Source organism: Demequina subtropica (assembly GCF_000971235.1).
Taxonomy (GTDB): Bacteria; Actinomycetota; Actinomycetes; order Actinomycetales; family Demequinaceae; genus Demequina; species Demequina subtropica.
In genome coordinates, this window is sequence record NZ_BBMB01000011.1 from 25,587 (window position 1) to 48,319 (window position 22,733).

Annotated in this window: 28 protein-coding genes; 5 read left to right on the forward strand and 23 right to left on the reverse strand. The window is 72.0% G+C overall.

Translation table 11 applies throughout. The features are described from left to right. Position 1 precedes the first annotated feature (1 nt). The 23 genes from fliN to AOM06_RS09860 form a co-directional block, all read right to left on the reverse strand. The gene (gene fliN / locus AOM06_RS09750) at positions 2–700 is read right to left on the reverse strand and encodes a flagellar motor switch protein FliN (protein WP_062305273.1); all 699 of its coding nucleotides are present in this window, start codon (positions 698–700) and stop codon (positions 2–4) included. After that, on the reverse strand, positions 697–1,620 hold the full coding sequence (locus AOM06_RS09755) for a flagellar motor switch protein FliM (RefSeq protein ID WP_156163668.1): 924 nt from the start codon (positions 1,618–1,620) through the stop codon (positions 697–699). The genes fliN and AOM06_RS09755 overlap by 4 nt, the downstream gene beginning before the upstream one ends. 137 nt (positions 1,621–1,757) lie before the next feature. Continuing rightward, entirely contained in the window at positions 1,758–2,294 is a 537-nt protein-coding gene (locus AOM06_RS09760) for a flagellar basal body-associated FliL family protein (RefSeq protein ID WP_062305275.1), read from the reverse strand. Then, on the reverse strand, positions 2,291–3,223 hold the full coding sequence (locus AOM06_RS09765; RefSeq protein WP_082105482.1) for a flagellar motor protein MotB: 933 nt from the start codon (positions 3,221–3,223) through the stop codon (positions 2,291–2,293). The genes AOM06_RS09760 and AOM06_RS09765 overlap by 4 nt, the downstream gene beginning before the upstream one ends. Next, positions 3,220–3,987 carry a motility protein A gene (locus AOM06_RS09770; RefSeq protein WP_062305277.1) on the reverse strand — a complete coding sequence of 256 codons (768 nt, stop codon included), beginning with the start codon at positions 3,985–3,987 and terminating at the stop codon, positions 3,220–3,222. The genes AOM06_RS09765 and AOM06_RS09770 overlap by 4 nt, the downstream gene beginning before the upstream one ends. Then, the gene (locus tag AOM06_RS09775) at positions 3,987–4,271 is read right to left on the reverse strand and encodes a flagellar FlbD family protein (RefSeq protein ID WP_062305280.1); all 285 of its coding nucleotides are present in this window, start codon (positions 4,269–4,271) and stop codon (positions 3,987–3,989) included. The genes AOM06_RS09770 and AOM06_RS09775 overlap by 1 nt, the downstream gene beginning before the upstream one ends. Before the next feature lie 222 nt (positions 4,272–4,493). Beyond that, the gene (locus tag AOM06_RS09780) at positions 4,494–5,699 is read right to left on the reverse strand and encodes a flagellar hook protein FlgE (RefSeq protein WP_062305283.1); all 1,206 of its coding nucleotides are present in this window, start codon (positions 5,697–5,699) and stop codon (positions 4,494–4,496) included. Between the two features lie 12 nt (positions 5,700–5,711). Beyond that, positions 5,712–6,206, reverse strand: coding sequence for a flagellar hook assembly protein FlgD (locus AOM06_RS09785; protein ID WP_082105483.1), 495 nt, complete (start codon positions 6,204–6,206; stop codon positions 5,712–5,714). Positions 6,207–6,216: 10 nt separating this feature from the next. Then, a complete protein-coding gene (locus AOM06_RS09790; RefSeq protein ID WP_062305285.1) occupies positions 6,217–7,518 on the reverse strand; it encodes a flagellar hook-length control protein FliK in 1,302 nt (433 codons plus the stop codon). Next, positions 7,515–7,967, reverse strand: a complete 453-nt coding sequence (locus AOM06_RS09795) for a flagellar FliJ family protein (protein WP_062305288.1) — start codon at positions 7,965–7,967, stop codon at positions 7,515–7,517. The genes AOM06_RS09790 and AOM06_RS09795 overlap by 4 nt, the downstream gene beginning before the upstream one ends. After that, positions 7,964–9,274, reverse strand: coding sequence for a FliI/YscN family ATPase (locus AOM06_RS09800; protein WP_062305993.1), 1,311 nt, complete (start codon positions 9,272–9,274; stop codon positions 7,964–7,966). Before AOM06_RS09800 ends, AOM06_RS09795 begins: the two co-directional genes overlap by 4 nt. Before the next feature lie 53 nt (positions 9,275–9,327). Beyond that, on the reverse strand, positions 9,328–9,945 hold the full coding sequence (locus AOM06_RS09805) for a FliH/SctL family protein (protein WP_062305290.1): 618 nt from the start codon (positions 9,943–9,945) through the stop codon (positions 9,328–9,330). After that, entirely contained in the window at positions 9,935–10,942 is a 1,008-nt protein-coding gene (gene fliG, locus AOM06_RS09810) for a flagellar motor switch protein FliG (RefSeq protein WP_062305292.1), read from the reverse strand. Before fliG ends, AOM06_RS09805 begins: the two co-directional genes overlap by 11 nt. Then, a complete protein-coding gene (gene fliF, locus AOM06_RS09815) occupies positions 10,939–12,579 on the reverse strand; it encodes a flagellar basal-body MS-ring/collar protein FliF (protein WP_062305295.1) in 1,641 nt (546 codons plus the stop codon). The genes fliG and fliF overlap by 4 nt, the downstream gene beginning before the upstream one ends. Beyond that, the gene (fliE, locus tag AOM06_RS09820) at positions 12,579–12,890 is read right to left on the reverse strand and encodes a flagellar hook-basal body complex protein FliE (RefSeq protein ID WP_082105484.1); all 312 of its coding nucleotides are present in this window, start codon (positions 12,888–12,890) and stop codon (positions 12,579–12,581) included. Before fliE ends, fliF begins: the two co-directional genes overlap by 1 nt. Next, positions 12,890–13,297, reverse strand: a complete 408-nt coding sequence (flgC, locus tag AOM06_RS09825) for a flagellar basal body rod protein FlgC (protein ID WP_062305298.1) — start codon at positions 13,295–13,297, stop codon at positions 12,890–12,892. The genes fliE and flgC overlap by 1 nt, the downstream gene beginning before the upstream one ends. Next, positions 13,297–13,638 (reverse strand): flagellar basal body rod protein FlgB, encoded by a 342-nt coding sequence (locus AOM06_RS09830; RefSeq protein WP_062305301.1) that lies wholly within the window; start codon positions 13,636–13,638, stop codon positions 13,297–13,299. Before AOM06_RS09830 ends, flgC begins: the two co-directional genes overlap by 1 nt. 139 nt (positions 13,639–13,777) lie before the next feature. Continuing rightward, positions 13,778–14,101 (reverse strand): hypothetical protein, encoded by a 324-nt coding sequence (locus tag AOM06_RS09835; protein ID WP_062305304.1) that lies wholly within the window; start codon positions 14,099–14,101, stop codon positions 13,778–13,780. Further along, positions 14,098–14,514, reverse strand: a complete 417-nt coding sequence (fliS, locus tag AOM06_RS09840; protein WP_062305307.1) for a flagellar export chaperone FliS — start codon at positions 14,512–14,514, stop codon at positions 14,098–14,100. Before fliS ends, AOM06_RS09835 begins: the two co-directional genes overlap by 4 nt. A 16-nt stretch (positions 14,515–14,530) precedes the next feature. Then, positions 14,531–15,892, reverse strand: coding sequence for a flagellar filament capping protein FliD (gene fliD, locus AOM06_RS09845; RefSeq protein WP_082105485.1), 1,362 nt, complete (start codon positions 15,890–15,892; stop codon positions 14,531–14,533). A 129-nt stretch (positions 15,893–16,021) separates the two neighbouring features. Next, positions 16,022–16,843, reverse strand: a complete 822-nt coding sequence (locus tag AOM06_RS09850) for a flagellin N-terminal helical domain-containing protein (protein WP_062305309.1) — start codon at positions 16,841–16,843, stop codon at positions 16,022–16,024. A gap of 223 nt (positions 16,844–17,066) precedes the next feature. Beyond that, on the reverse strand, positions 17,067–17,255 hold the full coding sequence (locus tag AOM06_RS09855; protein WP_062305312.1) for a hypothetical protein: 189 nt from the start codon (positions 17,253–17,255) through the stop codon (positions 17,067–17,069). Between the two features lie 11 nt (positions 17,256–17,266). Continuing rightward, positions 17,267–18,118: a sigma-70 family RNA polymerase sigma factor gene (locus AOM06_RS09860; RefSeq protein ID WP_062305314.1), complete on the reverse strand. Its 852-nt coding sequence runs from the start codon at positions 18,116–18,118 to the stop codon at positions 17,267–17,269. A gap of 605 nt (positions 18,119–18,723) precedes the next feature. Between AOM06_RS09860 and flgN the strand changes: the two genes are divergently transcribed. From flgN to AOM06_RS09885, 5 genes are read left to right on the forward strand one after another with little or no spacing between them, the layout of a single operon-like run. Further along, a complete protein-coding gene (gene flgN, locus AOM06_RS09865; RefSeq protein ID WP_062305316.1) occupies positions 18,724–19,203 on the forward strand; it encodes a flagellar export chaperone FlgN in 480 nt (159 codons plus the stop codon). Further along, complete coding sequence (flgK, locus tag AOM06_RS09870) at positions 19,203–20,627, forward strand: flagellar hook-associated protein FlgK (protein ID WP_062305319.1); 1,425 nt, start codon at positions 19,203–19,205, stop codon at positions 20,625–20,627. The genes flgN and flgK overlap by 1 nt, the downstream gene beginning before the upstream one ends. A gap of 2 nt (positions 20,628–20,629) precedes the next feature. Next, the gene (flgL, locus tag AOM06_RS09875) at positions 20,630–21,529 is read left to right on the forward strand and encodes a flagellar hook-associated protein FlgL (protein ID WP_062305322.1); all 900 of its coding nucleotides are present in this window, start codon (positions 20,630–20,632) and stop codon (positions 21,527–21,529) included. Then, positions 21,526–21,969 carry a flagellar assembly protein FliW gene (locus AOM06_RS09880; protein WP_062305325.1) on the forward strand — a complete coding sequence of 148 codons (444 nt, stop codon included), beginning with the start codon at positions 21,526–21,528 and terminating at the stop codon, positions 21,967–21,969. Before flgL ends, AOM06_RS09880 begins: the two co-directional genes overlap by 4 nt. Positions 21,970–22,024: 55 nt before the next feature. Continuing rightward, positions 22,025–22,732: an FHA domain-containing protein gene (locus tag AOM06_RS09885; protein WP_062305326.1), complete on the forward strand. Its 708-nt coding sequence runs from the start codon at positions 22,025–22,027 to the stop codon at positions 22,730–22,732. Position 22,733: the final 1 nt, after the last annotated feature.

Sequence of the window (22,733 nt, forward strand, 5' to 3'; positions counted from 1 at the left end):
GTCAGTGGCCGCCGTCCGTGGCGACGATCTCCGAGATGCGGATGCCGTAGTCCTCGTCGATGACGACGACCTCGCCGCGCGCGACCAGGCGTCCGTTGACCATGACGTCCGCGGGGGCGCCCGCCGAGCGGTCGAGCTCGAGGACCGTGCCCGGGACCAGGTCGAGCACCTGGCGCATGGGCAGGCGCGTGCGGCCGATCTCCGCGGTGAGCACCAGCTCGACGTCGTGGAGGACGCGCATGCGCGAGCGCTCGGACGCGGCGTCGACCCGTCCCGCGGCGGCGGGGGCCGGGGCCGCGGCCCGGACGCGCATGGCGAACCATGCGCGCGCCGTGCCGGTGGCGTCGACCAGGGCGAACACCTCCGTGTCGGCGTCGCCGAACGCGTCGCCGAGCGCGTCCACACGCGCCGTGTCGAGCACGCCGGCGCCCAGGTTCGAGGCGGCGGCCTCGAGCGCGGGGCGCAGGATCTCCGCGGCGGAGACGTCGCCCCCGGCCGCGGCGATCGCATCGGCGATCACCTCGTCCGCGACGACCATGAGGTCGGCGCTCGTCGCGCCCACGAAGTGCGCGCGGACGCACGCGGCATCGGCCGCGGGGGCCATGCCGGCCGCGAGGTCCGCGACGGTGAGCGGGACGGCGCTCGGGATCTGGGCCGCGAGCTGCTCGGCGGCTCCGCGGGCGGTGGTCAGGGTGGTCATGCTTCCTCCTCGGTCGCGACGACAAGAGCGGCGGCGCGGGTACCGTTCGCGCCGATGGCGGCGTGCGCCAGGATCACGTCACCGACGACCACCTCGAGCGGCTCGTCGGCGCGGTGGCGCAGGGGCACCACCGATCCGACCTCGAGCGCGCTCACGGCGGCGGCGGTCATCTCGCGTCCGGTGAACCGGACGGATACAGGCAGGGGCACCTCGCCCATGCGCGCGGACAGCAGCTGGACTGCCTCCTCGTGCTCGCGCTGCTCCTCGGCGGTCCGGCCCTCCTGGGCGTCCGCGGTGCGCAGCAGCGTGAGCACGGGCTCGGCCATGAGCATGAGCGTGATGGGCGCGATGACGGGTCCGAGCGAGAGCTCGAAGCGCGCGACGATCACCTGCTCGGAGGCCGGCACGAGCTGCATGAAGCCGGGGTTGTAGGCGACCGAGCGGACGTGGAAGGCCACCTGGCCCACGGTCGCGAGCCCGTACGCGAGGTCGCTGCACGCGTACTCGAGCATGTCGCTCATGAGCTTCCACTCGATCTCGGTGAGCTCGCGGAAGGGCAGGTCGAGGTCCATCGCGGGGCCGCCGAGCATGCAGTCGACGAGCGCCATCGTCGCGCCGGTGGGCACCTGGAGCAGCGCGGGGGCGCGGCTCGGGTCCATCTGGAGCACCACGGCGGTGGTGGATCCCGGCAGCGAGTCGATGTAGTCGCCGTACGTGAAGATGTCGAGGCGCTCGAGACCCACCGTGGTGAGCACGCCGAGGCGCGACGTCAGCAGCGTGCCCCACTGGCGCGCGAAGCTCTGCAGCCCCACTTCGAGCGCGCGGGCATGCTCGCGCGTGAGCGTCATCGGCTGACGGAAGTCGTAGAGCTCGGGCACGCCGGAGCCCCGCTTGCGTCGCGCTGGGGTCTGGGGAGTCACGCGCCCCACATCGTCGGGGCCGTGGACGATGTGAGTGTTATGCCCGATGACGGCGCGATGCTACGCACGGAGTGTGACGAACGTCTCCCCCGCGACCCCTCACGCGCGCCTCGCGCGTCCCCGTCGCACCACCCGCGTCACTGGGTGACGAAGTCGGTGTAGTAGACGCCGACGACCTCGCCTTCGTAGAGCTCCTCGAGGGTGTGGGCGAGCTCCGCCTTGAGCTCCTCGCGCACGGCCGCGTCCGCGAGGTCCGTCTGGCTGCGGCCCGAGAACAGCCCGATCGCGGCGTCGAGCGCCTTCGCGGAGTCGACCTCGCCGTGCGCGTCCGCCGGGAGCTGGAGCCCCAGGCCGATGCGCAGGTAGTGGCCTCCGCTGAGGTTGAGCGAGATCGGCTCGAGGACCTGGACGTCGCCCAGGTCGACGTGCTCCACGGCCGCCGCGGCGTCGCCCTCGGCGTGCTCCGCATCGGACGCCGCGCCCGGTCCCGCGAGGAACCAGTACGCCGCGGCCGCGCCGACCACCAGGAGGAGGCCGATGATGAGGCTCGGCAGGCGCTTGCCCTTGCCCGCGGGCTTCTCGGGCTCGGGCTCGGGCTGCGGGGGCAGGGCGGAGGTCGGGGGCCGCATGCCGATCTTCGGCTTGGGCGCCATCACCCGGGTCTCGGTGCTCATAGGTCTCCTGCCTCCTTGTGTGCGGCGGTGGCCGCCGCGATCTCGGCGCGCACGTCGCCTGCGGTGAGCGCGCCGGCGTCGATGGCCTCGGCGATCTCGGCCAGCAGCGCGCGGACCTCCTCCGACGCCGAGGACCGCACCACGATGTCGACGCGACGGTTCGACTCGAGCGCACGCTTGCTCTTGCCCTCGACGGACGGACGGGCGTCGCCGTAGCCGGTCGCGGCGATCTGCTCGGGCGCGACGCCGCCCGACTCGACGAAGCGGCGGAGCACGCGGGTCGCGCGCTCGCTCGACAGCTCCCAGTTCGACGCGAAGTTGCGGGAGGGCAGCGTGTTCGCGTGGCCCTCGATGGACAGCTCGCGGCTCTGGTTGCTCAGCGGCGTCGCGAGCGTGTCGATCACGCGGCGTGCGACCGGGGTGAGCTTCGCGGTGTCGGCGTCGAAGAAGACGTTCGAGCCCACGAGGCCGATCACGAGCCCGCGCTCGTCGATCTGGAACGTGACGTTGGCCGCCAGGCCCTTCTTCTTGAGGCGCGCCTGGAGGGCCTTCTGCACCTCGCTCAGCTGCTCGTACTCGCGCGCGGCGGCGAGGTGGTCGCCCGTCTCCTGGTTGACCGTGGTGGGCGCCTGGCCGCCGGCCCCCTCGGCGCCCTCGGTCGCGACCGTGGTGAAGTCGGGCGCGATCTCGAACGACTCGAGGCCCAGCATCGTGCCGGTCGAGCCCGGGATGATCGACGCGGCCTCGTGGCCGAAGCCGAGCGCGAGCGACTGGCGCAGCTCCTCGAACTTCTCCTGGTCCACGGCGGACATCGCGTAGAGGACGATGAAGGTCGCGAGCAGCACGGTCATCATGTCCGCGTAGGACACGGCCCAGCGCTCGTGGTTCTCCGGCTCCTCCTCGTGACCCTTGCGCTTGCGGGCGCTCATGCCGCTTCCTTCTGCTTGCCCTGGTCGCCCACGAGCGCGCGCAGGCGTGCGCCGACGACGCGCGGGCCGGAGCCGGCCTGGATGGCGAGCATGCCCTCCATCGCGAGCTCCATGTGGGCGGCCTCGAGCTCGGACACGCGCTTGACGCGCGAGGAGATCGGGAGCCAGATGAGGTTGGCGGTCAGCAGGCCCCACAGGGTCGCGACGAACGCCGCGGCGATCATGTGGCCGATGCTGGACGGGTCGGAGAGGTTCTCGAGCACGTGGACCAGCGACACCACGGTGCCGATGATGCCGATCGTGGGGGCGAAGCCGCCCATGTCCGCGAACAGCTTCGCGACCGAGCGGTCGGCGGCACGGCGCCCCTCCACCTTGGCCTCCATCATGTCGCGGAGGTCCTCGGGGTCGGTGCCGTCGATCGCCGCCTGGAGCCCGTCCTTGAGGAAGTCGTCGTCCACCTCGCGCGCGGCGTCCTCGAGCGCGAGCAGGCCCTCGCGGCGTGCGCGGTCCGCGAGGGACACGACCAGCTCGACGGTCTCCTCCGGGTCGCGGCGCTTGTACGTGAGGAAGTGGCCCAGCGCGCGGAAACCGTTGACGAAGTCCGCGAGCGTGGTGGTCGCGAGGCCCGCGCCGATGGTGCCGCCGATGACGAGCAGCATCGGCGCGGGGATGATCACCGACATCGGCGACGATCCCTCGAGGAAGATCGAGACGATGATCGCGCCGAACGCGATCGCCATCCCGACGAAGGTTGCCGGATCCATCAGTCGACCTCCGGCTGCACGCTGAGGTGGGCGCGGCTGCGGGCCCGCGGGCGCTGCGCGTCCTCCTCGGCTGCCGCCGCGGCGTTGGCGATCTCGATCGACCGGGCGACCATCGCGGCGCGGTGGTCGTCGACGATGGCGATGACCTCGTCGAGACCCTCCTTGACGAGCAGCTTGGTGCCGTCGACGAGCGTGACGATCGTGTCGGGGGTGGCCTCGGCGCGCTGGATCAGATCGGGGTTGACCGCGAAGCGCTGGCCGTTGAGGCGCGTGAGAGAGATCACGAGGGCACCATCCTGGTAGTTCTTGCGGGCCCATCCGTGGTCCCGCTTACACCTCCCCATCGGCTCGCGGTCCCTGAGTGTGAGCCGAATCGGACGTTTCGCGCGACGATCCCTGACAACGGCACCCAGGCGCACAAACGCCCCGGCGGGACATGGGTGCCGGATCCGTGCGAGATCCAGCACTCACGTCCCGCCAGGGCGCGAGAGCGGCGACGCGGAGCGTCAGCGCTTGAGGTTCACCAGCTCCTCGAGCACGGAGTCCGAGGTGGAGATGATGCGCGAGTTCGCCTGAAAGCCGCGCTGCGCGACGATGAGGTTGGTGAACTCCGCGGAGAGGTCGACGTTCGACATCTCGAGCGAGCCGCCCGTGATGGAGCCGCGGCTGCCCGAGCCCGCGGTGCCCACCTGCGCCTCGCCCGAGTTCACGGAGGCGCTGTAGAGCGAGTTGCCCGACTTCGAGAGGCCGTTGGGGTTGGAGAAGCTCGCGAGCGCGACGCGGCCGATGGCCTGCTTGAGGCCGTTGTCGAACGTGCCCATGATGGTGCCGTCGTTGTTGACCTCGAACGCCGTGAGCGAGCCGGCCGAGCGGCCGTCCTGGCTGTTCGCCGCGACCGTCTCGATGGCCGCGTAGCCCGTGAGCGCCGAGAGGTCCACGTTGATCGCGGACATGCCGTTGGCCGCATCGGCGGGGAACGCCGGCAGCGTGAGCGACGCGATCGAGCCGTCGGTGTTGAACGCGATCGAGCCCGTCTGGGTCGAGGAGGTGCCGTTGACGGCGCCCGCGATGTCCCAGCCGGCCGCGGTCTTGGTGAACGCGAGGTTGAGCGTGCGCGCGGTGCCCGATGCGTCGTAGACGTCGATCTGGCGGTTGAGCACGGTGCCGGTCGCGGCGTCCGACGGCAGGTTGCCCTCGTAGTCGACCGCGGTGGTCGCGGAGGCGCCCATGAGCGTCGAGATGGGCAGGCGCAGCGCGCCGAGCGCACCGTTGGTGTTGATGGCGCCGGAGGCGTCCGCCGCCCAACCCTGGACCAGCGAGCCGTCCGCCGTGGTGAGCTGCCCGGTCGAGTCGAACGTGAACGAGCCGTTGCGCGTGTACGCCTGCTGGCCGCCCGAGTTCACGATGAAGAAGCCGTCGCCGTTGATCATCATGTCGGTCGACACGTTGGTGAGCTGCGCGGCGCCCTGCTGGAAGTTGGTCGAGATGCCCGCGACCTGCACGCCGAGGCCCACCTGGGCCGGGTTCGTGCCGCCGCGACCGCCCTGCGGAGCGCTCGCGTTGCTGAGCACCTGGGAGAGGGTGTCCTGGAACTGCACGTTCGAGGACTTGAAGCCGGTGGTGTTGACGTTGGCGATGTTGTTGCCGGTGACGTCGAGCATCGTCTGGTGGGCGCGAAGGCCCGAGATGCCGGAGAACAGGGAGCGAAGCATGATCGAGTCCTTCTAGTCGGTCGTGACGGTGGTGTCGGTGGCATCCGTGCCGGTCGAGTCCGTGGCGTCCGTGCCGCTGGAGTCGGAGGAGGCGGCTGCGGTGACGCCCGCCGAGAGGATGTAGTCGAGCGCGACCTCGGCATCCCCGACCTTGAGGGTCGGGACGCCGTACGCGAACGAGGTCGACTCGGCGGTGCCGGTGACCACGTCGCCGTTCGCGTCGTAGTACGAGACCTCAGTGCCGATCATGCCGAGCGCCGCGGTCCGCATCGAGAGGGCGAACTGCTCCTGCATGGTCGTGTTGAGCTCGGTGAGCTGGGTCACGGTGGCCAGCTGGGTCTGCTGCGACATCATCTCGGACGTGTCCATGGGGGAGGACGGGTCCTGGTTCTGCAGCTGGACGATCAGCAGGTTCATGAAGTCGTCGGCGTCGAGCTCCTGGGAGGAGGTCGACACCGTCGCGCCCGCGCTGATGCTGGACACGAAGCTGACGCCGTCGATGCTCATGGATTTCCTTTCACAGGAGGATGTCGACGCCGCCTGCGCGGGCATCGAGCCGGGTCGGGATCGGGTGGTCGGTGGTCGAGACGCCGGTCGCCGAGGCGCCGGGCCAGGCGTCGGAGGCCGCGGTGCCGCGCGTGCGCTGCTCCTGGCCGCCGGCATCGCGCGAGGCGCCGCCGTCGGCGCCCAGGTCGAGGTCCGAGCCGAGCCCGGCGTCCTCGAGGTCGCGGCGAAGGTCGGACAGCGCGGCGCGCAGCGCCTCGCGGCCGGCCTCGGTCGAGCCGAACAGCTGGACGGAGACGCCCTCGGGCGTGATCTTCGCGACCACGCGGACGTGGCCGAAGCTCTCGGGCGTGACCGCGATCTGCATCTCGTGCTCGCCCATGGGCAGCTGCTTGAGCGAGGCGAGCGGGGCGCTGAGCTGCGACGCGACGGGCACGTCGCGGGCGTACGACACGGGCGCCGCGGCCTGCACCGTCGCGGTCGGCGCGGCGGTCTGCGTCGGAGCGGTGGCCGTGAGGCCCTGGACGGGCTCGGCTCCGCGCGCCGGCGCGGGCTGCGCGGGCTCGCCCTGCGGCGCGGAGGCGTCGCGCGCGGCCGGCCGGAGCGCCGCGAGCACGCGCTCGAGCACCTCGGGCGCGACGGCCTCCGCATCGGACGATGCCGCCGCGGGGGCCGCGGGGACGGCCGGGACGAGCGCATCGTCCGCCGAGGCGGCATCCGCGGGGACACCGGACGTGCCGGCGGCGAGCACCGTCGCGACCTGGGAGCCGGAGGCATCGGTGGGCACGGCCGGGGCGCCGGGCGCCGGGGACGGCACGGCGCCGCGGCCGACGACGGCGGGAAGGGTGGCCGCGGCCACCGCTGCCGGCACGCCGGTCGCGGGGGTCGGGGCGCCCTCGGCGCCAGGCGGGGTCGGGAGCGCCTCCTCGGCCGCGACCTCCGTGGACGGGGTCACGGGCACGACGAGCCCCTCGAGGGTGGCGGGCGCAGGGGTCGCGGCGACGGGCATGCCGGGAGCGGCTGCGGGAGCCTCGGTGGTCGCGGCCTGCTCCTCGCCGCTCGCGGACGGCTCGGCAGCCGACGCGACCGCGCCGTCGGCGCGGGACTCGTCGCGCGCGGCGCCCGAGCCGGCGGGCCGGGCCTCGTCGCGTCGAGAGCCGACGCGCGAGCGGTCGCCCGCATCGTCACGGCGCGAGCCGCCGGACGCGGCTGCGAGCTCACGCGCGAAGGCGTCGCCGTCGGAGCCGGCGCCGGAGGCACGGGAGGTGGACGCGCGCGCGGGCTGCGGCGCGGGAACGGTCGGGGCGACGGTCATCGGTCCTCCTCGGTGGCGCGGCGCAGCGCCGCCTCGTCGAGCGTCACCTGCTCGGCGCGCAGCTCCTCGGCCGCGAGCTCGCTGTCGTGGCGCTCGCGCAGGCGGTCGATCATCGAGGCGCGCGTACGCGCCTCGCTCCATGCGCCGGTCGCGCCGTCGGCGTGGGACTCCGCGACGGTCAGCGCGAGCTGCAGCTCCTGGACGCGCGCCGTGAGCGCGGCGCGCGAGGCGACCATGGCGCTCCACGAGCGCGTCACGTCGGGCTGCTCCGCATCGGTCTGCGTGCGGGGGTCGCGGAACTCGAGGCTCGCGAGCTGCGAGCGCGCCGCGCGGACGGCCTGCGCGGCCTCCTCGCGGGCGCGGTTCGCGTGCGCGAGCTCGGCCGCGGCCTGCTCCTCGGCCAGCTCGCGGGCCCTCAGCAGGCCGGCGAGAGGGAAGCTCCTGCTCATGCGCGCACTCCCATCTGCGTGAGGAGCGCGGCGAGCCGCGCCCATGCCTCGTCGGCCCCGACCGGCTGGTCGACGGGCTGCTGGAGGAAGCCGTCGATCGCGGCGGCATGCGCGACCGCGGCGTCCACGAGCGGATTGGTTCCCGCGGCGTACGCGCCGACGTCGAGAAGGTCCTGCGCGCGGCGGCGCGCCGCGAGGACCTGGCGCAGCGCGAGCGCGAGCGCGCGCTGCTCGGCCGTGGTGACGCGGCTCGCGACACGGGAGATCGAGCCGAGCACGTCGATGGCGGGGTAGTGGCCCGCGACCGCGAGGTCGCGCGTGAGCACCACGTGGCCGTCGAGGATCGAGCGCGTGGCGTCGGCGATGGGCTCGTTGTGGTCGTCGCCGTCGACCAGGACGGTGTAGATGCCGGTGACGGAGCCGGTCGCGTCGGTCCCGGTGCGCTCGAGCAGCTGCGCGAGCATCGAGAAGGTCGACGGCGGGTACCCGCGGGTCGCCGGGGGCTCGCCGACCGAGAGGCCGATCTCGCGCTGCGCCATCGCGACGCGCGTGAGGGAGTCCATCATGAGGACCACGTCGCGCCCCTGCGAGCGGAAGTCCTCCGCGATGCGCGTCGCGACGAACGCCGCGCGCAGGCGCACCATCGCCGGCTGGTCGGAGGTCGCGATGACCACCACGGACCTCGCGAGGCCCTCCGGCCCCAGATCGTCCTCGAGGAACTCGCGCACCTCACGGCCACGCTCGCCGATGAGCGCGATGACGCTCACCTCGGCCTCCGTGCCGCGCGCGACCATCGACAGCAGGCTCGACTTGCCCACGCCGGAGCCGGCGAACAGGCCGATGCGCTGGCCGCGGCCCACGGTGGTCATGGTGTCGAGCGCGCGCACGCCCATCCCGAGCGGGGTGTCGACGCGCGCGCGGTCGAGCGCGGAGGGCGCGGTCGCGTCGACCGGCACGCGGCGCGCGTCGGGGCCGTCGAGCACCGAGCCCTTGCCGTCCATCGGGCGGCCCAGGCCGTCGAGCACGCGTCCGAGCAGCTGCGGCCCCGCGGGGACCGTGAGCGGGCGGCCGGTGGCCCGCGCCGCCATGCCGACGTGCAGCCCGTGGACCGGGCCGAGCGGCATGCAGCGCAGCGCGTCGCCCGTGACGGCCACGACCTCCGCCTCGGTGGTGCCGCCGTCGCCGGTGTCGATCGCGACCAGGTCGCCCACGGCGCCCTGGAGGCCCGCGACGTCGACGGAGAGGCCGACGATCGAGGACACGGAGCCCACGAGCTCGGGCGCGCCGGCGGCCGCCGCGCGCGCGATGAGCGGCGAGCGGAAGCGCGAGCCGGGCGCGCTGTCGAGGATCACGGGGGTGGTCACAGGCCTGCCTCCAGCGCCGCGCGAGCGCGCGCGAGACCGGCGCCGATGCGCGCATCGAGGGCGCCGTCGGCGTGCTCGACGATGACGTCGCCGGGGGCGAGCCGGGGGTCGCCGGCGAGGGCGATGCCGTCCGCGAGGGTCGCCTCGCCGGCGTCGGCCAGGCGGCGGACCTCCGCGAGGGTCTCGGGGTGGAGGCGCATGACGGTCGCGTCGATGCCGGTCGGCAGGGACGCGGCGCGGGCGAGCACGGAGCGGGCGGCCACCGGGCCGTCGGCGAGCTCGTGCCCGAGGATCGCCTCGGCGAGCTCCATGGCCGCGCCGTTGAGGGACTCCTCCGCGTCGGCGAGCACAGGCAGCGCGCGCTCGTGCCACGCACGGGACGCGGCGCCGAGCGCGAGGAGGGCGTCGCACAGGGCGGCGTCGCGCGCGGCCTCGCGGCGCTCGTGGTCGGCGCGCTCCGCGTCGCGCTCGCGCTGGGCGGCCTCGGCCGCGGCGCGCGCGCCGGCGGCCCAGCCCGCGGCGAACCCGCTCGCGTGCGACTCGCCCGCGGCGTCCGCGCGCTGCGGCGCGATGGTCGCGGGCACGAAGGTGGAGACCCTGCTGTCAGGCGACATACTCGTCCTCGCCATCGCGGCTGATCATGATCTCGCCGCGCTCCTCGAGGCCACGGATGACCTGGACCACCTTCGAGCGCGCCTCCTCGACCAGCGAGATGCGGACGGGGCCCAGCGCGTCGATCTCCTCGACGAGGTTCTCCCGCGCGCGCTCCGACATGTTGCGCAGGATCTTGTCGCGCACCGAGTCCTCCGCGCCCTTGAGCGCGGTCGCCAGCGTGCCGGTCTCGACCGAGCGCATCACCAGCTGGATCGCACGATCCTCGAGCATCGTGATGTCCGCGAAGACGAACATCAGCTGGCGGATCTGGTCCGCGAGCTCGGGGTCCTGCGCCGTGAGGCCCTCGAGGATGAGCTTCTCGGTCGCCGCATCGGCCCGGTTGATGATCTCCACGAGCGGCTGCACGCCACCCACGGACGTGAGCTCCTGCGAGGTGATGAGGTTGGTGGCCTTGAGCTTGAGCTGGTCCGCGATGAGCCCGACCACGTCGGGAGAGGCGCCCTCCATGGTGGCGATGCGACGCGCGACGATCGTCTGGGTCTCGGGGGAGAAGCCCGCCATGATCGCCGACGCGTGCTCGGGACGCAGGTGCGCGAGCACGAGCGCGATCGTCTGGGGGTGCTCGCCGCTCAGCAGGGACACCACCTGACGCGCGTCGGCGTGCATGAGGAACTCGAACGGCTGGACCTGGACCTGCGACTTGAGCCGCTCGAGCACCTCCGCGGCCTTCTCGCGGCCCAGGGTCTCCTCGAGCAGCTTCTTGGCGTACGAGTACCCGCCGCTCGCGACGGTGAGCGCGCGCGTCGCGGTGCGCTGGAACTCCTCGAGCACCTCCGCGACGGTCGCCTCGTCGACGCTCTTGAGCCGCGTGATCTCCGCGGTCACCATCTCCATCTCGTTCTCGGACAGCTGCGCCATCACGCCCGAGGCCGCCTCGCGGCCCATCTGGATGAGCACGAGCGCCGCCTTCTGGGTCCCCGTCAGCATCGCGGTCATGCGTTCCTCCCCGAGCCGATCCAGCCGCGCAGGACCTCGGCGACCTCGGCCGGCTGCTGGGCGGCGAAGCCGGCGATCTCGTCGCGGATCGCGAGCGCGACCGCATCCATGGTCGGCACCGGGGCCGCCTCGATCGCGAGCTCGGCCTCGTCGGCCACGGAGCTCGCCTGGTCGAGCAGCGCCTGCGTGCGGGCGTCGAGCGCGGCCTGGGCGCGCGCCTCGAGCTCCTCGACGGCCTCGACGCTGAGCGCGATGCGCTCGTCGGTGTCGCCGCGACGGCGACGGCCCTTCACGAGCGCGAGGATCACGATGAGGATCACCGACAGGAGCAGCACGCCCCACTTCGCGATCGACACGTACATCGCGCGGGTCGCTGCCTGCTCGTCGGCGACGGCGGCCTCCTCGAGCGCGGTCGCGGCCGCATCGGCCACGGACGAGTCGAAGTTCATCGTCGCGACCGAGACCACGTCGCCGCGCGCCTCGTCGACGCCCGCCGCCGCGGCGACCATCGCGCTGAGCTCGTCGAGGTCGATCGACGCCGCCGCCGCCTGGTTCGCGACCACGGAGACGGACTGGCGCTTGACCGAGCCGGGGGCCGTCTCGGTGACCTCGACGGTCCGGTCCACGGCGTTGTTCTTGACCGTGTCCTCCTTGCGGTACGCGCCGCTGCTGTCCTCGTCGCCCTCGGGCACGGAGATGTTGTCGGGGCCCAGCACGCCGGCGCTCGTGGTGCCGCCGTCGCCCGAGTACTCCTCGACGGACGAGGACTCGGACAGCGGCGCCGCGTCCGGGTTGGAGCGGTAGGACTCGGAGGTGGTGGAGCGCTGGTCGTAGTCGAGCTCGGCGGTGACCGAGACGATCGCGTTGCCTGTGCCGACCACGCGGTCGAGCATCGCCTGCACGCTCGAGGCGATGCGGGTCTCGTAGTCGGCCGTCTGGCCCGTCTGCTCGAGCGCGGTCTGACCCCCGCCGACCGTGGACAGGACCACGCCGTTGGAGTCGATCACGGCGACGTCCTCGGGCTCCATGCCCTCGATCGAGGCGGAGACCAGGTGGACGATGGCCTGGACGCTCTGGGTGTCGAGCGACGCCCCGGCGCGGGTCGCGACGAAGACGGAGGCCGTGGGGTCCTCCTGCTCGTCGACGAAGACCGTCTCCTGGGGCAGCGCGAGCTTGATCGAGGCGGTCTCGACCGCGTCCATCGCGGTGATGGTCGCGGCGAGCTCGCCCTCGAGCGCGCGCTGATACGTGACCTGCTGCTGGAAGTCCGAGCTGGTCATCGACATGTCGTCGAGCAGGGCGTAGCCGGTGGTGGTGCCGTTCGGCAGGCCGGCCGACGCGACCGCGAGGCGCGTGTCGTACAGCTGCGCCTGGGGCACCAGGATGGTGCCGCCGCCGGCGGTGAGCTCGTAGGGGACCCCGCTGGCGTCGAGCTGGTCGACGATCGCCGCCGCATCGTCCGCCGCGAGGTTGGTGAACAGGGGGGACATGCTCGGCTTGGTCGTGTACTGCGCGAGCGCGACGAGCCCGACCACGAGGAGGGCCGCGAGCAGGGTCGCGAACACCTTCTGGGCGACCGACATCTCGCCGGCCCACGCACGGAGCTGGTCCCAGCGGCCCTGGATCTGCGCGGGCATCAGACGGTGATCCTCAGGACCTCGGTGACGGCGTCGACCATCTTGTTGCGCAGCGCGGATGCGAGCTCGAGCGCGACCGCGGCCTCGGTGGCGGCGATCGTGTAGTCATGCACGTCGGACAGGTCGCCCGTGAGCGCGCGCACGGCGAGCTCGCTGCTCATCGCCTGCAGGCCCTGGATGCCGTCCACCGCGGAGGTGAGCTGCGACGCGAAGGCCGCGTCGCTGCCCTCGACGCCCGACACGGCGGACGTGACCTCGGCGGGCATGGAGAAGGACGCGGAGGAGACCGCGGAGATGGGGGTGATCGACATCAGCCTCTCCCGATGGTGAGCGCGGTGGAGTACATGTCACGGGCGCGGTCGACCACGGCGGCGTTCGCCTGGTAGCCGCGCTGGGCCATGATGAGCTGGGTCATCTGGCTGGAGGCGTCGATGTCCGGGTAGCGGACGTAGCCGTCCTCGTCCGCGAGCGCGTTGGTGGGCTCGTAGACCAGGCGGCCCTCCGCGGAGCCGAGCACGGTGCCGGCGACGTGCACGCCGCCCGAGTCGCCGCCCTGGTTGTCGTTCGCGGCCGCGACGACGTAGCGCGCCTGGAAGGCGTCCTCCGACGTCGCCGTCGCGGTGTTCATGTTCGCGAGGTTGTCCGAGATGGCGTCGAGCCACTTGCGGTACACGGTCATGCCCGAGCCCGCGATGCCGATCGCGGCGAAGGTGCCCATCAGGCGTTCCCGATCGCGGTGCGGATGGAGGAGAACTTGCCCTCCATGGCGCGCGTCGCGAGCTCGTAGCGCAGGCCCGTGTCGATGTTGGCGAGCGTCTCGGTGTCCAGGTTGACGTTGTTGCCGTCGAGGCGGGTGGGCTCGAGCGAGGTCGCGATGGTCGCGCTCACGGCGCCGGAGCCGTCCGACACCGCGGCGGCCAGGGCGTCCTCGAAGACGACCTTCTTGGCCAGGTAGCCGGGAGTCTGGATGTTGGCGATGTTGTCGGCGGTGGTGCGCTGACGAAGCGACAGCGCGTCGAGCGCGCTGGAGATCGCATCGAAGCTGACGGATCCGAACACAGGTCACCCTTCTCAGGACGTACAGGTGGCCGGTCCGTGGCCAAGGCGTGAGCGATCCGTGCTCACCGTCCTCATCGGACGCCGATGTCCGCCGGTGAGAGGTCTCGATGTGACCTGTGTCACGCCCTCGAGAAGGGTCTTAAGCAGGGATGTCGACGTACACGGGGGGCGCGGGCGTGCCGAGCGTCATGCGCGAGATCGCGCGTCCCTCGCGACGCGAGGCCCCCGCGGCGGTCGCGAGCTGCCGCGACACCTCGACCTGGCGCGCGAGCAGGGTCCGGGCCCTGTCGACGAGCGGCGCGGGGATCCGGCCGATGCCGGCGGGTGGGGTCCAGGCCGCCGCCGCATCGGGCGCCGGGACGTGATCGGAGGCGAGCATCGCCTCCGCGTCCTCTAGCGTCAGCTCGAACTCGGCGAGGGTCGCCTCCCAGGCGTCGTGCCAGGGGTCGGCGGGCGTGGTCATGCCACGCCGGACATCGCGAGGTGCTGGGTCGCGGCCGAGGCGACCTGGCGGGCGGACTCGCGCCACGTGTCGCGCAGCGGGGCGACGATGCCGCGGCACGCGGCGACCTTGTCGGCGTCCTGGGCGACGTTCGCGTCGACGAGGGCGCCCGTGAGGAACGTGTAGATCGAGAGGAGCCCGGGGGCGCCGTCCCACGCGGTCACGTCGAGCGTGCTGGTGAGCTCGGCGACGATCTGCTGGGCGTGGGTGAGCTGCGCGTGCGCGACCTGGCGGTCGCCCGCGCGCATCGCGAGCTCGGCGCGCTCGAGGTCGAGCACGAGCCGGTCGTAGAGCATGACGAGGAGCGTCGCGGGAGTCGCGGTCGAGACCGCGTCGTCGAGGTAGCGGTTGCGTGCCGCTGCGTATCCGTTCATCGTGACCTTCCTATGCCTACTCGGCGTTGAGGCTGTCGAGCGCGGACGTGAGGTACTCCATCTGCGCGTTGAGCTTCTGGATCGAGACCTCCATCGCGGTGAACTTCGCGTAGAGCGCCTCCTCCTTGAGGGCGAGCCGGGTGTCCCAGTCGGAGATCTGCTTCGCGAGCGAGTCGACCTCCTGCTGACGCGTGGTGAGGCTCTGCGTGAGCATGCCCTCGTACGGGTCGGAGTACTGCGTGGCGGTGTCCTCGATGCGCGTCGCGAGCTCCTGCATGGCCGTGGCGACGCCCTGCGGGTCGGCCGCGAGCGCGGTCGCGAACGCCTCCTCGTCGAACGTGACCTCGCCGTAGCGGTCCACGTTGATGCCGTACTCCGAGAGCGACTTGCCGTTGATCGGGTAGGTCATCGACTCGGAGAGCTTGAGCTTCATGTTGCGCACGAGCGAGTCGCCGGACAGGATCCCGCCCGTCACCGAGGAGGTGCCGTCGGAGTTGGTGGACGAGGTCGAGGCCGTGCCCTTGTCGATCGCGCTGAGGATGGACATCATCTGCGTCACGAGGTCGCCCACCATGGACTTCACGCCGTCGGCATCGGTGACCACGTCGATCGTGACGTCGTCCTCGACGGCGGAGACCGTGACGTCGACGCCGGTCATGAGGCCCTCGAACGTGTTGGAGGACTGGGTGATGGTCTGCTCGGCGGCGGTGCCGGCCCACAGCGTGATCTGGGCGTCGCTCGCGGTGCGCGTGGTGGTCGCGTCGACGCGCGTGGCGGAGCCCGCCTCGACGGTCGCCTGGTCAGCGGCGTAGACCTCGAAGCCGTTGTCGGTGCCGGTCTCGGCGCCCGTGAACTGCAGGCGGTACGAGCCCGAGCCGGCGGAGACGATCGTCGCGCTGACGCCCATGTCGCCGCTGTTGATCGCTGCCGCGATGTCGGTCAAGGAGTTGGAGGCCGCCGTGACCGAGGCGTACGTGCCGTCGGCCTTCTTCACGGTGAACGTGGGCGGGTTGTCGGAAGTGATGCCGCTGCCGTCGGCGACCGCGGCGCTCAGCGACTTCTGCGACGCGGCGACCGCGTCGACGTTGAAGGTGAGCGAGCCGGCGGTCGAGGTGGAGGAGGTGGTCGCTGTCGCGGCGGTCGAGCTCGAGCTCGCGGTGGTCGCGGTCCATGCCGTGGGCTTCTTCGCCGCGGCGGCGGCCTCGGCGAGCGCCTTGATCTTGGTGTTGATCGACTGCAGCGAGGAGACCACCGACTCCGCGGAGGACTTCTTCTTCGACAGCAGCGTCTGCTGGTTCTTCTCGATCGCGATGAGCGCGGAGATGACCGACGCGGTGTCGAGTCCCGAGGCGATTCCGTCGACTCCCAAGGTGGCCACTGGCGCTCCTTCAACAATTCGTGGGTGATGCGGCTTCGCGCCGCGGAAGAGGTCGCTGAGGACCCTCCCGCGGCGCGAAGCGTGGGTGGTGCGAGCCCGTCGCTGAGGTCAGGGCTCGACCGGTGCTGCTTACTGCAGGAGCGAGAGCACGCCCTGCGGGATCGACTTCGCCTGCGCGAGCATGGCGGTGCCGGCCTGCGAGAGGATGCTGGCCGAGGTGTACTCGACCATCTCCGACGCCATGTCGGTGTCGCGGATGCGCGACTCCGAGGCGGTGAGGTTCTCGATCGCGACGTTCACGTTCTTGATCGTGTGCTCGAGGCGGTTCTGGTAGGAACCGAGGTTCGCACGCGAGGTCGAGACGTTGGTGATCTCGGTGTCGAGCGAGGCGATCGAGGTCAGCGCGTTGGCCGACGAGGACACGTCGAGGGCCTTGACGGTGGCACCGAGGCCCGAGATGTCGGCGAGGGTGACCGTGATCTGGTCGTTCGCGGCCGAGGAGCCGGCGCCCACCTGGAACGTCAGCGAGCCACCCTTGAGCAGGTCGGTGCCGTTGAAGTTGGTGGAGTCCGCGATGCGGGTGAGCTCGTCGCCGAGCGAGTCGATCTCGGTCTTGATCGCGGCGCGGGCCTCGGTGTTGTTCGAGTCGTTACCGGCCTGAACGGAGAGGTCGCGGACGCGCTGGAGGATCGAGTGGACCTCGGTCATCGCACCTTCAGCGGTCTGGACGACGGAGATGCCGTCCTGAGCGTTGCGGGCGGCGACGGTGAGGCCACCGATCTGCGAGCGCAGGCCCTCGGAGATCGCCAGACCGGCGGCGTCGTCGGCCGCACGGTTGATGCGGAGACCCGACGAGAGCTTCTCGAGCGACTTCGAGAGGTCGTTCTGCGTGTTGGAGAGGTTGCGGTACGCGTTGAGCGCGGCAACGTTGTTGTTGACGGTGAGACCCATGGTGTTACTCCATCCTTGAGTGGGGCCGGACTGTTAACCCATCCGTGGGTGAACACTTCCCTCATCGGTCTGCCGATGGGGGTGTTAAGAATTTCGCCGGCGAATTTCTTCGGGGTTCGTGCACCACGCAGAATCGGCCGCGACGGCACCATCTGGCAGGGACGATGCGGCGGCCGGGCAGCGTGGCGGCGCGCCCGGCGAGGGGCGCGCGGAGACTTCCGGCTCAGGCCTCGCGAGGCGCGGGGGCGGCCGCGAGCGCGATCGCCGCGGTACGCACCGCGGCACGATGCGCGGCGATCCGCGCGGCGGTGGCGGCGGCGCACTCGCGCAGCCGATGCTCGGGCGCCTCGGGCACGCGGGTCACGACGGTCCGCTCCTCGGCGGTCCGCTCCTCGACGTATCCGATGCGCATGAGCGCTCCTCTCAGGAGGCCGCGCGTACTCGCGCGGGACGGGCGGGCACGGCACCGATCACGGCGATCGCACCCGTGTGGGTGGCGGTCCTTGCGGCGATCGACGCGAAGTAGGCCTGGCGGCGACGCTCGGCGACGCCCTCGTTCGGGTCGACCGCGGGGACCTCGTCGCGGTCGAGGTTGGCCTCGAGCCCGTCCTTGAGGAGCGACAGCGCCTCGGTGCGCAGCTGGCTGATGCGGGAGCGGGTCACGCCCAGCTCCTCGGCCAGCTCGACCACGGGGCGGTCGTGCATGAAGAGCTGCTCGATGACGTAGCGCAGCTTCTCCGGCAGGCACTCGACGCCGGCGCGCAGGTACTCGACGCGCTCGGCGCCCACGACGGCGTCGAGGGGGCCGCTGCTCGAGTCGACCACCACGTCCGCGATCGCGCCGTCGAACGCCTCGATCGACAGGACCCGCGCATCGTTGTCCGCGTGAGCGGCCTGGACCTCGGCCAGCGAGACGCCCAGCGCCGAGGCGATCTCCGCGCGGCTGGGCTCGCGGCCCAGCGTCGCGGCGAGGCGCTCCGCGACCTCGGTCACCTGGCGGGCGCGCTGACGTGCACCGCGCGACACCCAGTCCATCGAGCGCAGCTCGTCGATGAGGGCGCCGCGGATCCGCATCGAGGCGTAGCGCGCGAACGGCACGCCCTTCGACTCGTCGAACGAGCGCGCGGCGCGCACGAGCGCGATCGAGCCCGCCGACGTGAGGTCGGCGCGCGACACGTGCGCAGGAACCCTCGCCATGACCTCGTTGACGTTGTAGCCCACGAGAGCGAGGTGCTCCTCGACGAGTGCGTTCGAGGCGGTGTGGTCGCTGTTCATGGGAAGAATGCTGACACCTGTTCAACGAGGCATGACGACGTCACTAACTACACTGTTGGCATTCGGTGCCGATAAGGCCCCGAACGAGCCTCGCGCCTGTCCGATTCGCCCCTTTCATCGATGGAACGGCACCGGTATTGTCCGGTTTCGTCCCTTTCGGCATCGAGTGCCAAAGTGAGCAGGTTCACACGAGTGTCCCGCATCACATCGGCGCGGCCTCGGTCCGGTTTGACCACCGATGCCCGGATCGCTCCGCCCGTTGCGTCCCACCTGTCCCCTTCGCGCGCGCGAGGCGCGACCTCCCGGAACGGCTCCGCCACACGGATCCGCGGCTCTGCCACACGGATCCACGGCTCCACCACACGGCCATCCGCGTGTCGCCGGCGAGTCAGCCTCATCCGGCCCGCGATCCGCGCCCGCCAGACCGCCGCGTGTGGCGGAGCCGCAGGTGCGGGAGGCGGCCTCGGACCAGGGGACACTCGCGCAGGAGCCGGATAACCGTCACAATTGCGGGGCAGGCGCCGATAAGAGTCCTGTGACCGGGCGGCATGACCCCGTACCGGCCGACAACGTAGACGACCGGCGAAGGGATCCCGAGGACCGTCATGTCATTCGATGAGCTGTCCGCAGTGCTGTGGCGCGAGCGCGAGCTTCTGGAGACCCTGCTGTTCAAGCTGGAGGCCGAGGAGCTGATCATCGCGAGCGGCCGCAGCCGCTGGCTGGGCCGCGCCGCGCGTGAGGTCGAGCTGGTGCTCGACCAGATCCGCGCAGCGGACCTGGGCCGTGCCGCCGAGGCGGACGCCGCCGCGCGCTCGATCGGGCTCGACGGCGACATCTCCCTGCGTGACCTCGCGGCCTCGGCCCCCGCTCCGTGGGACGAGATGCTCACCGCGCACCACACGGCGCTCGCCGCCCTCGCGGCGCAGATCGCGACGCTCGGCGAGAGCAACCGCGAGCTGCTGGCCGTCTCGCTGCAGGCGACCCGCGAGGCGCTCGTGGGCATCGAGGCGACGGTCGGCACGTACGACCAGAAGGGCACGGCCGCGCGCGGCACGGGCGCCTACCTCATCGACGAGGCCCTCTGATGAGCACGTTCTCCGGCATCTCCAACGCGCTGTCCTCGCTCACCGCGCAGCGCATCGCGCTCGACGTCGCGGGCCAGAACATCGCGAACGCGAACACCGAGGGCTACACGCGCCAGCGCGTGAACATGCAGTCGGTCTCCACCGCCGCGGTCGCCTCGCTCTTCTCGGGCGGCACCAAGACGGGCTCCGGGGTCACCGTGAGCGGCATCGACCGCCTCGCCGACGCCTTCCTCGACGCGCGCCTGCGCTCCCAGACCTCCTACGCCGCGAGCACCGGGTCCGCCGCGACCGCCCTCGAGCGTCTCGAGAGCATGATCCAGGAGCCCGGCGACACCGGTGTCACGTCGAGCCTCCAGGCCTTCTGGAGCTCGTGGCAGGACGTCGCCAACTCCCCGGACAGCACCGCGATCCGCACGGCGCTCCTGGGCAACGCGGAGGCGCTCACCTCGCAGATCAAGGACACCTACAACGCGTTCGCCGCGCAGTGGGACCAGGGCCTCGCCGAGGCCAAGGCGCTCGTCACGGACGTCAACTCCACCGCCCAGAGCATCGCGGACCTCAACAAGCAGATCCGCAGCGTGCTCGCGTCGGGCGGCTCCACCGCCGAGCTCATGGACCAGCGCGACCTGCTCGTCACGTCGCTGTCGAAGTCCGTCGGCGCGACCGCCACCACCCTCGAGGACGGCACCATGACCGTCTCGGTGGGCGGCAACGCCCTGGTGCAGGGCGTGCGCGCCAACGAGATCACGCTGGGCGGCTCGGCGGTCATGACCGCGGCGCTCGCCGAGCCCGCCGGCACGGACGCGATCAGCCTGTCCTGGGCGGACGGCACGCCGCTCACGCTCACGGGCGGCTCGCTCGCGGGCACCGTGGCGTCGCTCAAGCCGACGTCGCAGGGCGGCTCGATCTCGACCGCGGTGGACGCGGTCAACGCGCTCGCCACCAACCTCGCCTCCTCCGTCAACGGCGTCCACACGGGCGGCGTCACCGTCGACGGCACCGCCGGCGCGGACTTCTTCTCCTTCACCGCGGGAGCGCCCGCCGCGCTCGGCCTCACCGTCGCGATCACGGACCCCGCAGGGATCGCGGCCGCGGACGCCTCCTCGGGCGGCTACGACGGCTCGATCGCGGACCGCATCTCGCAGATCGGCGAGCGCACCGACGGCCCCGACGCCGAGTGGTCGGCCTATGTGGTCGACCTCGGCGTGAGCACCGCGGCGGCGCGCCGCCGAGCCGACGTGGCCGAGTCGACGCGTGCGACCGCGGAGTCGCTCCAGCTCGGCAACGCGAGCGTCGACACCGACGAGGAGGTCGCGAACATGCTCATGTACCAGACCGCCTACGAGGCGGCGGCGCGCGTCATGACCGTGCTCGACGAGATGCTCGACACGCTGATCAACAAGACCGGAATCGTCGGGAGGTAACCGTGATCCACCGCGTCACCCAGCAGACGGTGCACCGCAGCACCCTCGCGAACGTGCAGATGAACCTCAGCAAGATGTCCTCGCTGCAGGCGGAGATGTCCTCGGGCAAGCGCGTCTCGCGCGCCTCGGACGACCCGATCGCCGCGGGCCGCGCGATGGCCTACCGCTCGGAGAAGGCGGCGGCCGAGCAGGCCGTCACCAACGCCTCCGACGGCGCCGCGTGGCTGTCGCAGATCGACTCGACGCTGCAGAGCTCGGTGTCGGCCCTGCGCCGCGCGCGGGACCTCACGGTCCAGGCCGCCAACACGGGAGTCCTCAACGACACGTCCCGCGAGGCGATCGCCGTCGAGATCGAGGGCCTGCGCGACACGCTGCTCGGCCTCGCGAACACGCAGCTCAACGGCCGCTCGCTGTTCGCCGGCACCTCGTCCACCGCGACAGCCTTCGAGGACGGCGCGGCCGCGACCCCCTACTCGTGGAACGGCGTGAGCGGCTCGGCCGTCACGCGTCGCATCAGCCCCGACACCACCGTCCGCGTCGACGCCGACGGCGCCGCGGCCTTCGGGGACGGGGCCGCCTCGGTGTTCCAGCTCCTCGACGACCTCGCGGCGGAGATCCGCGCGGGCGACCCCGTCGGCGTCAGGCTCGACGACCTCGACTCGCGCCTCGACGCGATGGTCTCGACGCTCACCACGGTGGGCGTGCGCTACGACCAGATCACCAAGGCGCAGAGCGCCGCCGAGGCGAAGGTCACCACGCTGCGGGCGAGCATCTCCGACGTCGAGGACATCGACCTCGCCGCCACGGTGCTCGAGCTGCAGATGCAGGAGGTCTCGTACCAGGGCGCGCTCAGCGCCGCGAGCCGAGTCCTCCAGCCGACCCTGCTGGACTACCTGCGATGACCGTCGCGGTCGCGCTCGACGCCGCTCGCACCGACGTGCGCGAGCTCCCCGACGACCTCGCGTTCGTCGACCCGATCCCCGGCATGGCCGCGCTCACGCGCTTCCGCCTCGCCGGCATCGACGAGCTGGGCTTCGTCTTCACGCTGCGCAGCGAGGACGAGCCCGGAGTCCGACTCTTCGCCGCCTCCCCGCAGGCGTACTTCCCGGGATATGCGCCGGAGCTGTCGCCCGAGGTCCGCGAGGCGCTCGGCGCGGAGGACGATGCGGGGCTCACCATGCTCGCGATCGTCCACCCGGGCGGCGACACCGGCCCCACGACGGTCAACCTGCTCGCCCCGCTCGTGATCGACCCGACCACCGGCGCGGCGCTCCAGGTGGTGCTCGACGGCGACGAGTGGCCGCTGCGCGCGCCGCTCGGCGGTGACGCCCACGCGGCCTGAGCCGCGCACGGCCAGGGCTCACGGCGCGGGCAGGCGCTCACGTTACGATGCCCGCATGGGTGTCCTGGACCGCTTCGAGCGCGGCGTCGAGAACGTGATGCAGAACGCGTTCGCGCGCACGTTCAAGGCCGGCGTCAAGCCCGTCGAGCTGGCCGCCGCGGTCAAGCGCGAGTGCGACGCCCGCGCGGCGGTGGTCGACCGCGGCCGCACCGTCGCGCCCAACGAGTACGTCATCGCGCTCGCCCCCGCGGACAAGGAGACGGTGGACGAGTGGGGCGCGGACGCGCTGCGTCACGAGCTCGCCGACTCGCTGCACACGCACGCGGAGCGCCAGCGCTACTCCTTCGTCGGCTCCGTCGAGGTGACGTTCGAGGTCGACGAGTCGCTCGCGACGGGCCGCTACGCGGTGGTGTCGCGCACCACGCGCGGCCCCGTCGCCCCCGTGACCGGGTCGAACCCGAGCTCGCGCTACCCCCTGCTCGACATCGACGGCGTGCGCTACTACCTCACGGGCGACTCGACCACGCTCGGGCGCGGCACCGAGTCCGACATCGTGGTGGACGACACGGGCGTGAGCCGGCGGCACGTGCGCCTCGAGGTCACCGACCACGGGACCATCCTCACCGACCTCGGATCGACCAACGGCACGTTCGTCGAGGACCAGCGCGTCGGCGAGGCCACCCTGCTCGACGGCAACGCGATCACCATCGGTCGGACCACGATCATGTACTGGGACGCGGTCTCCGGGGACGAGGACCTCTGAC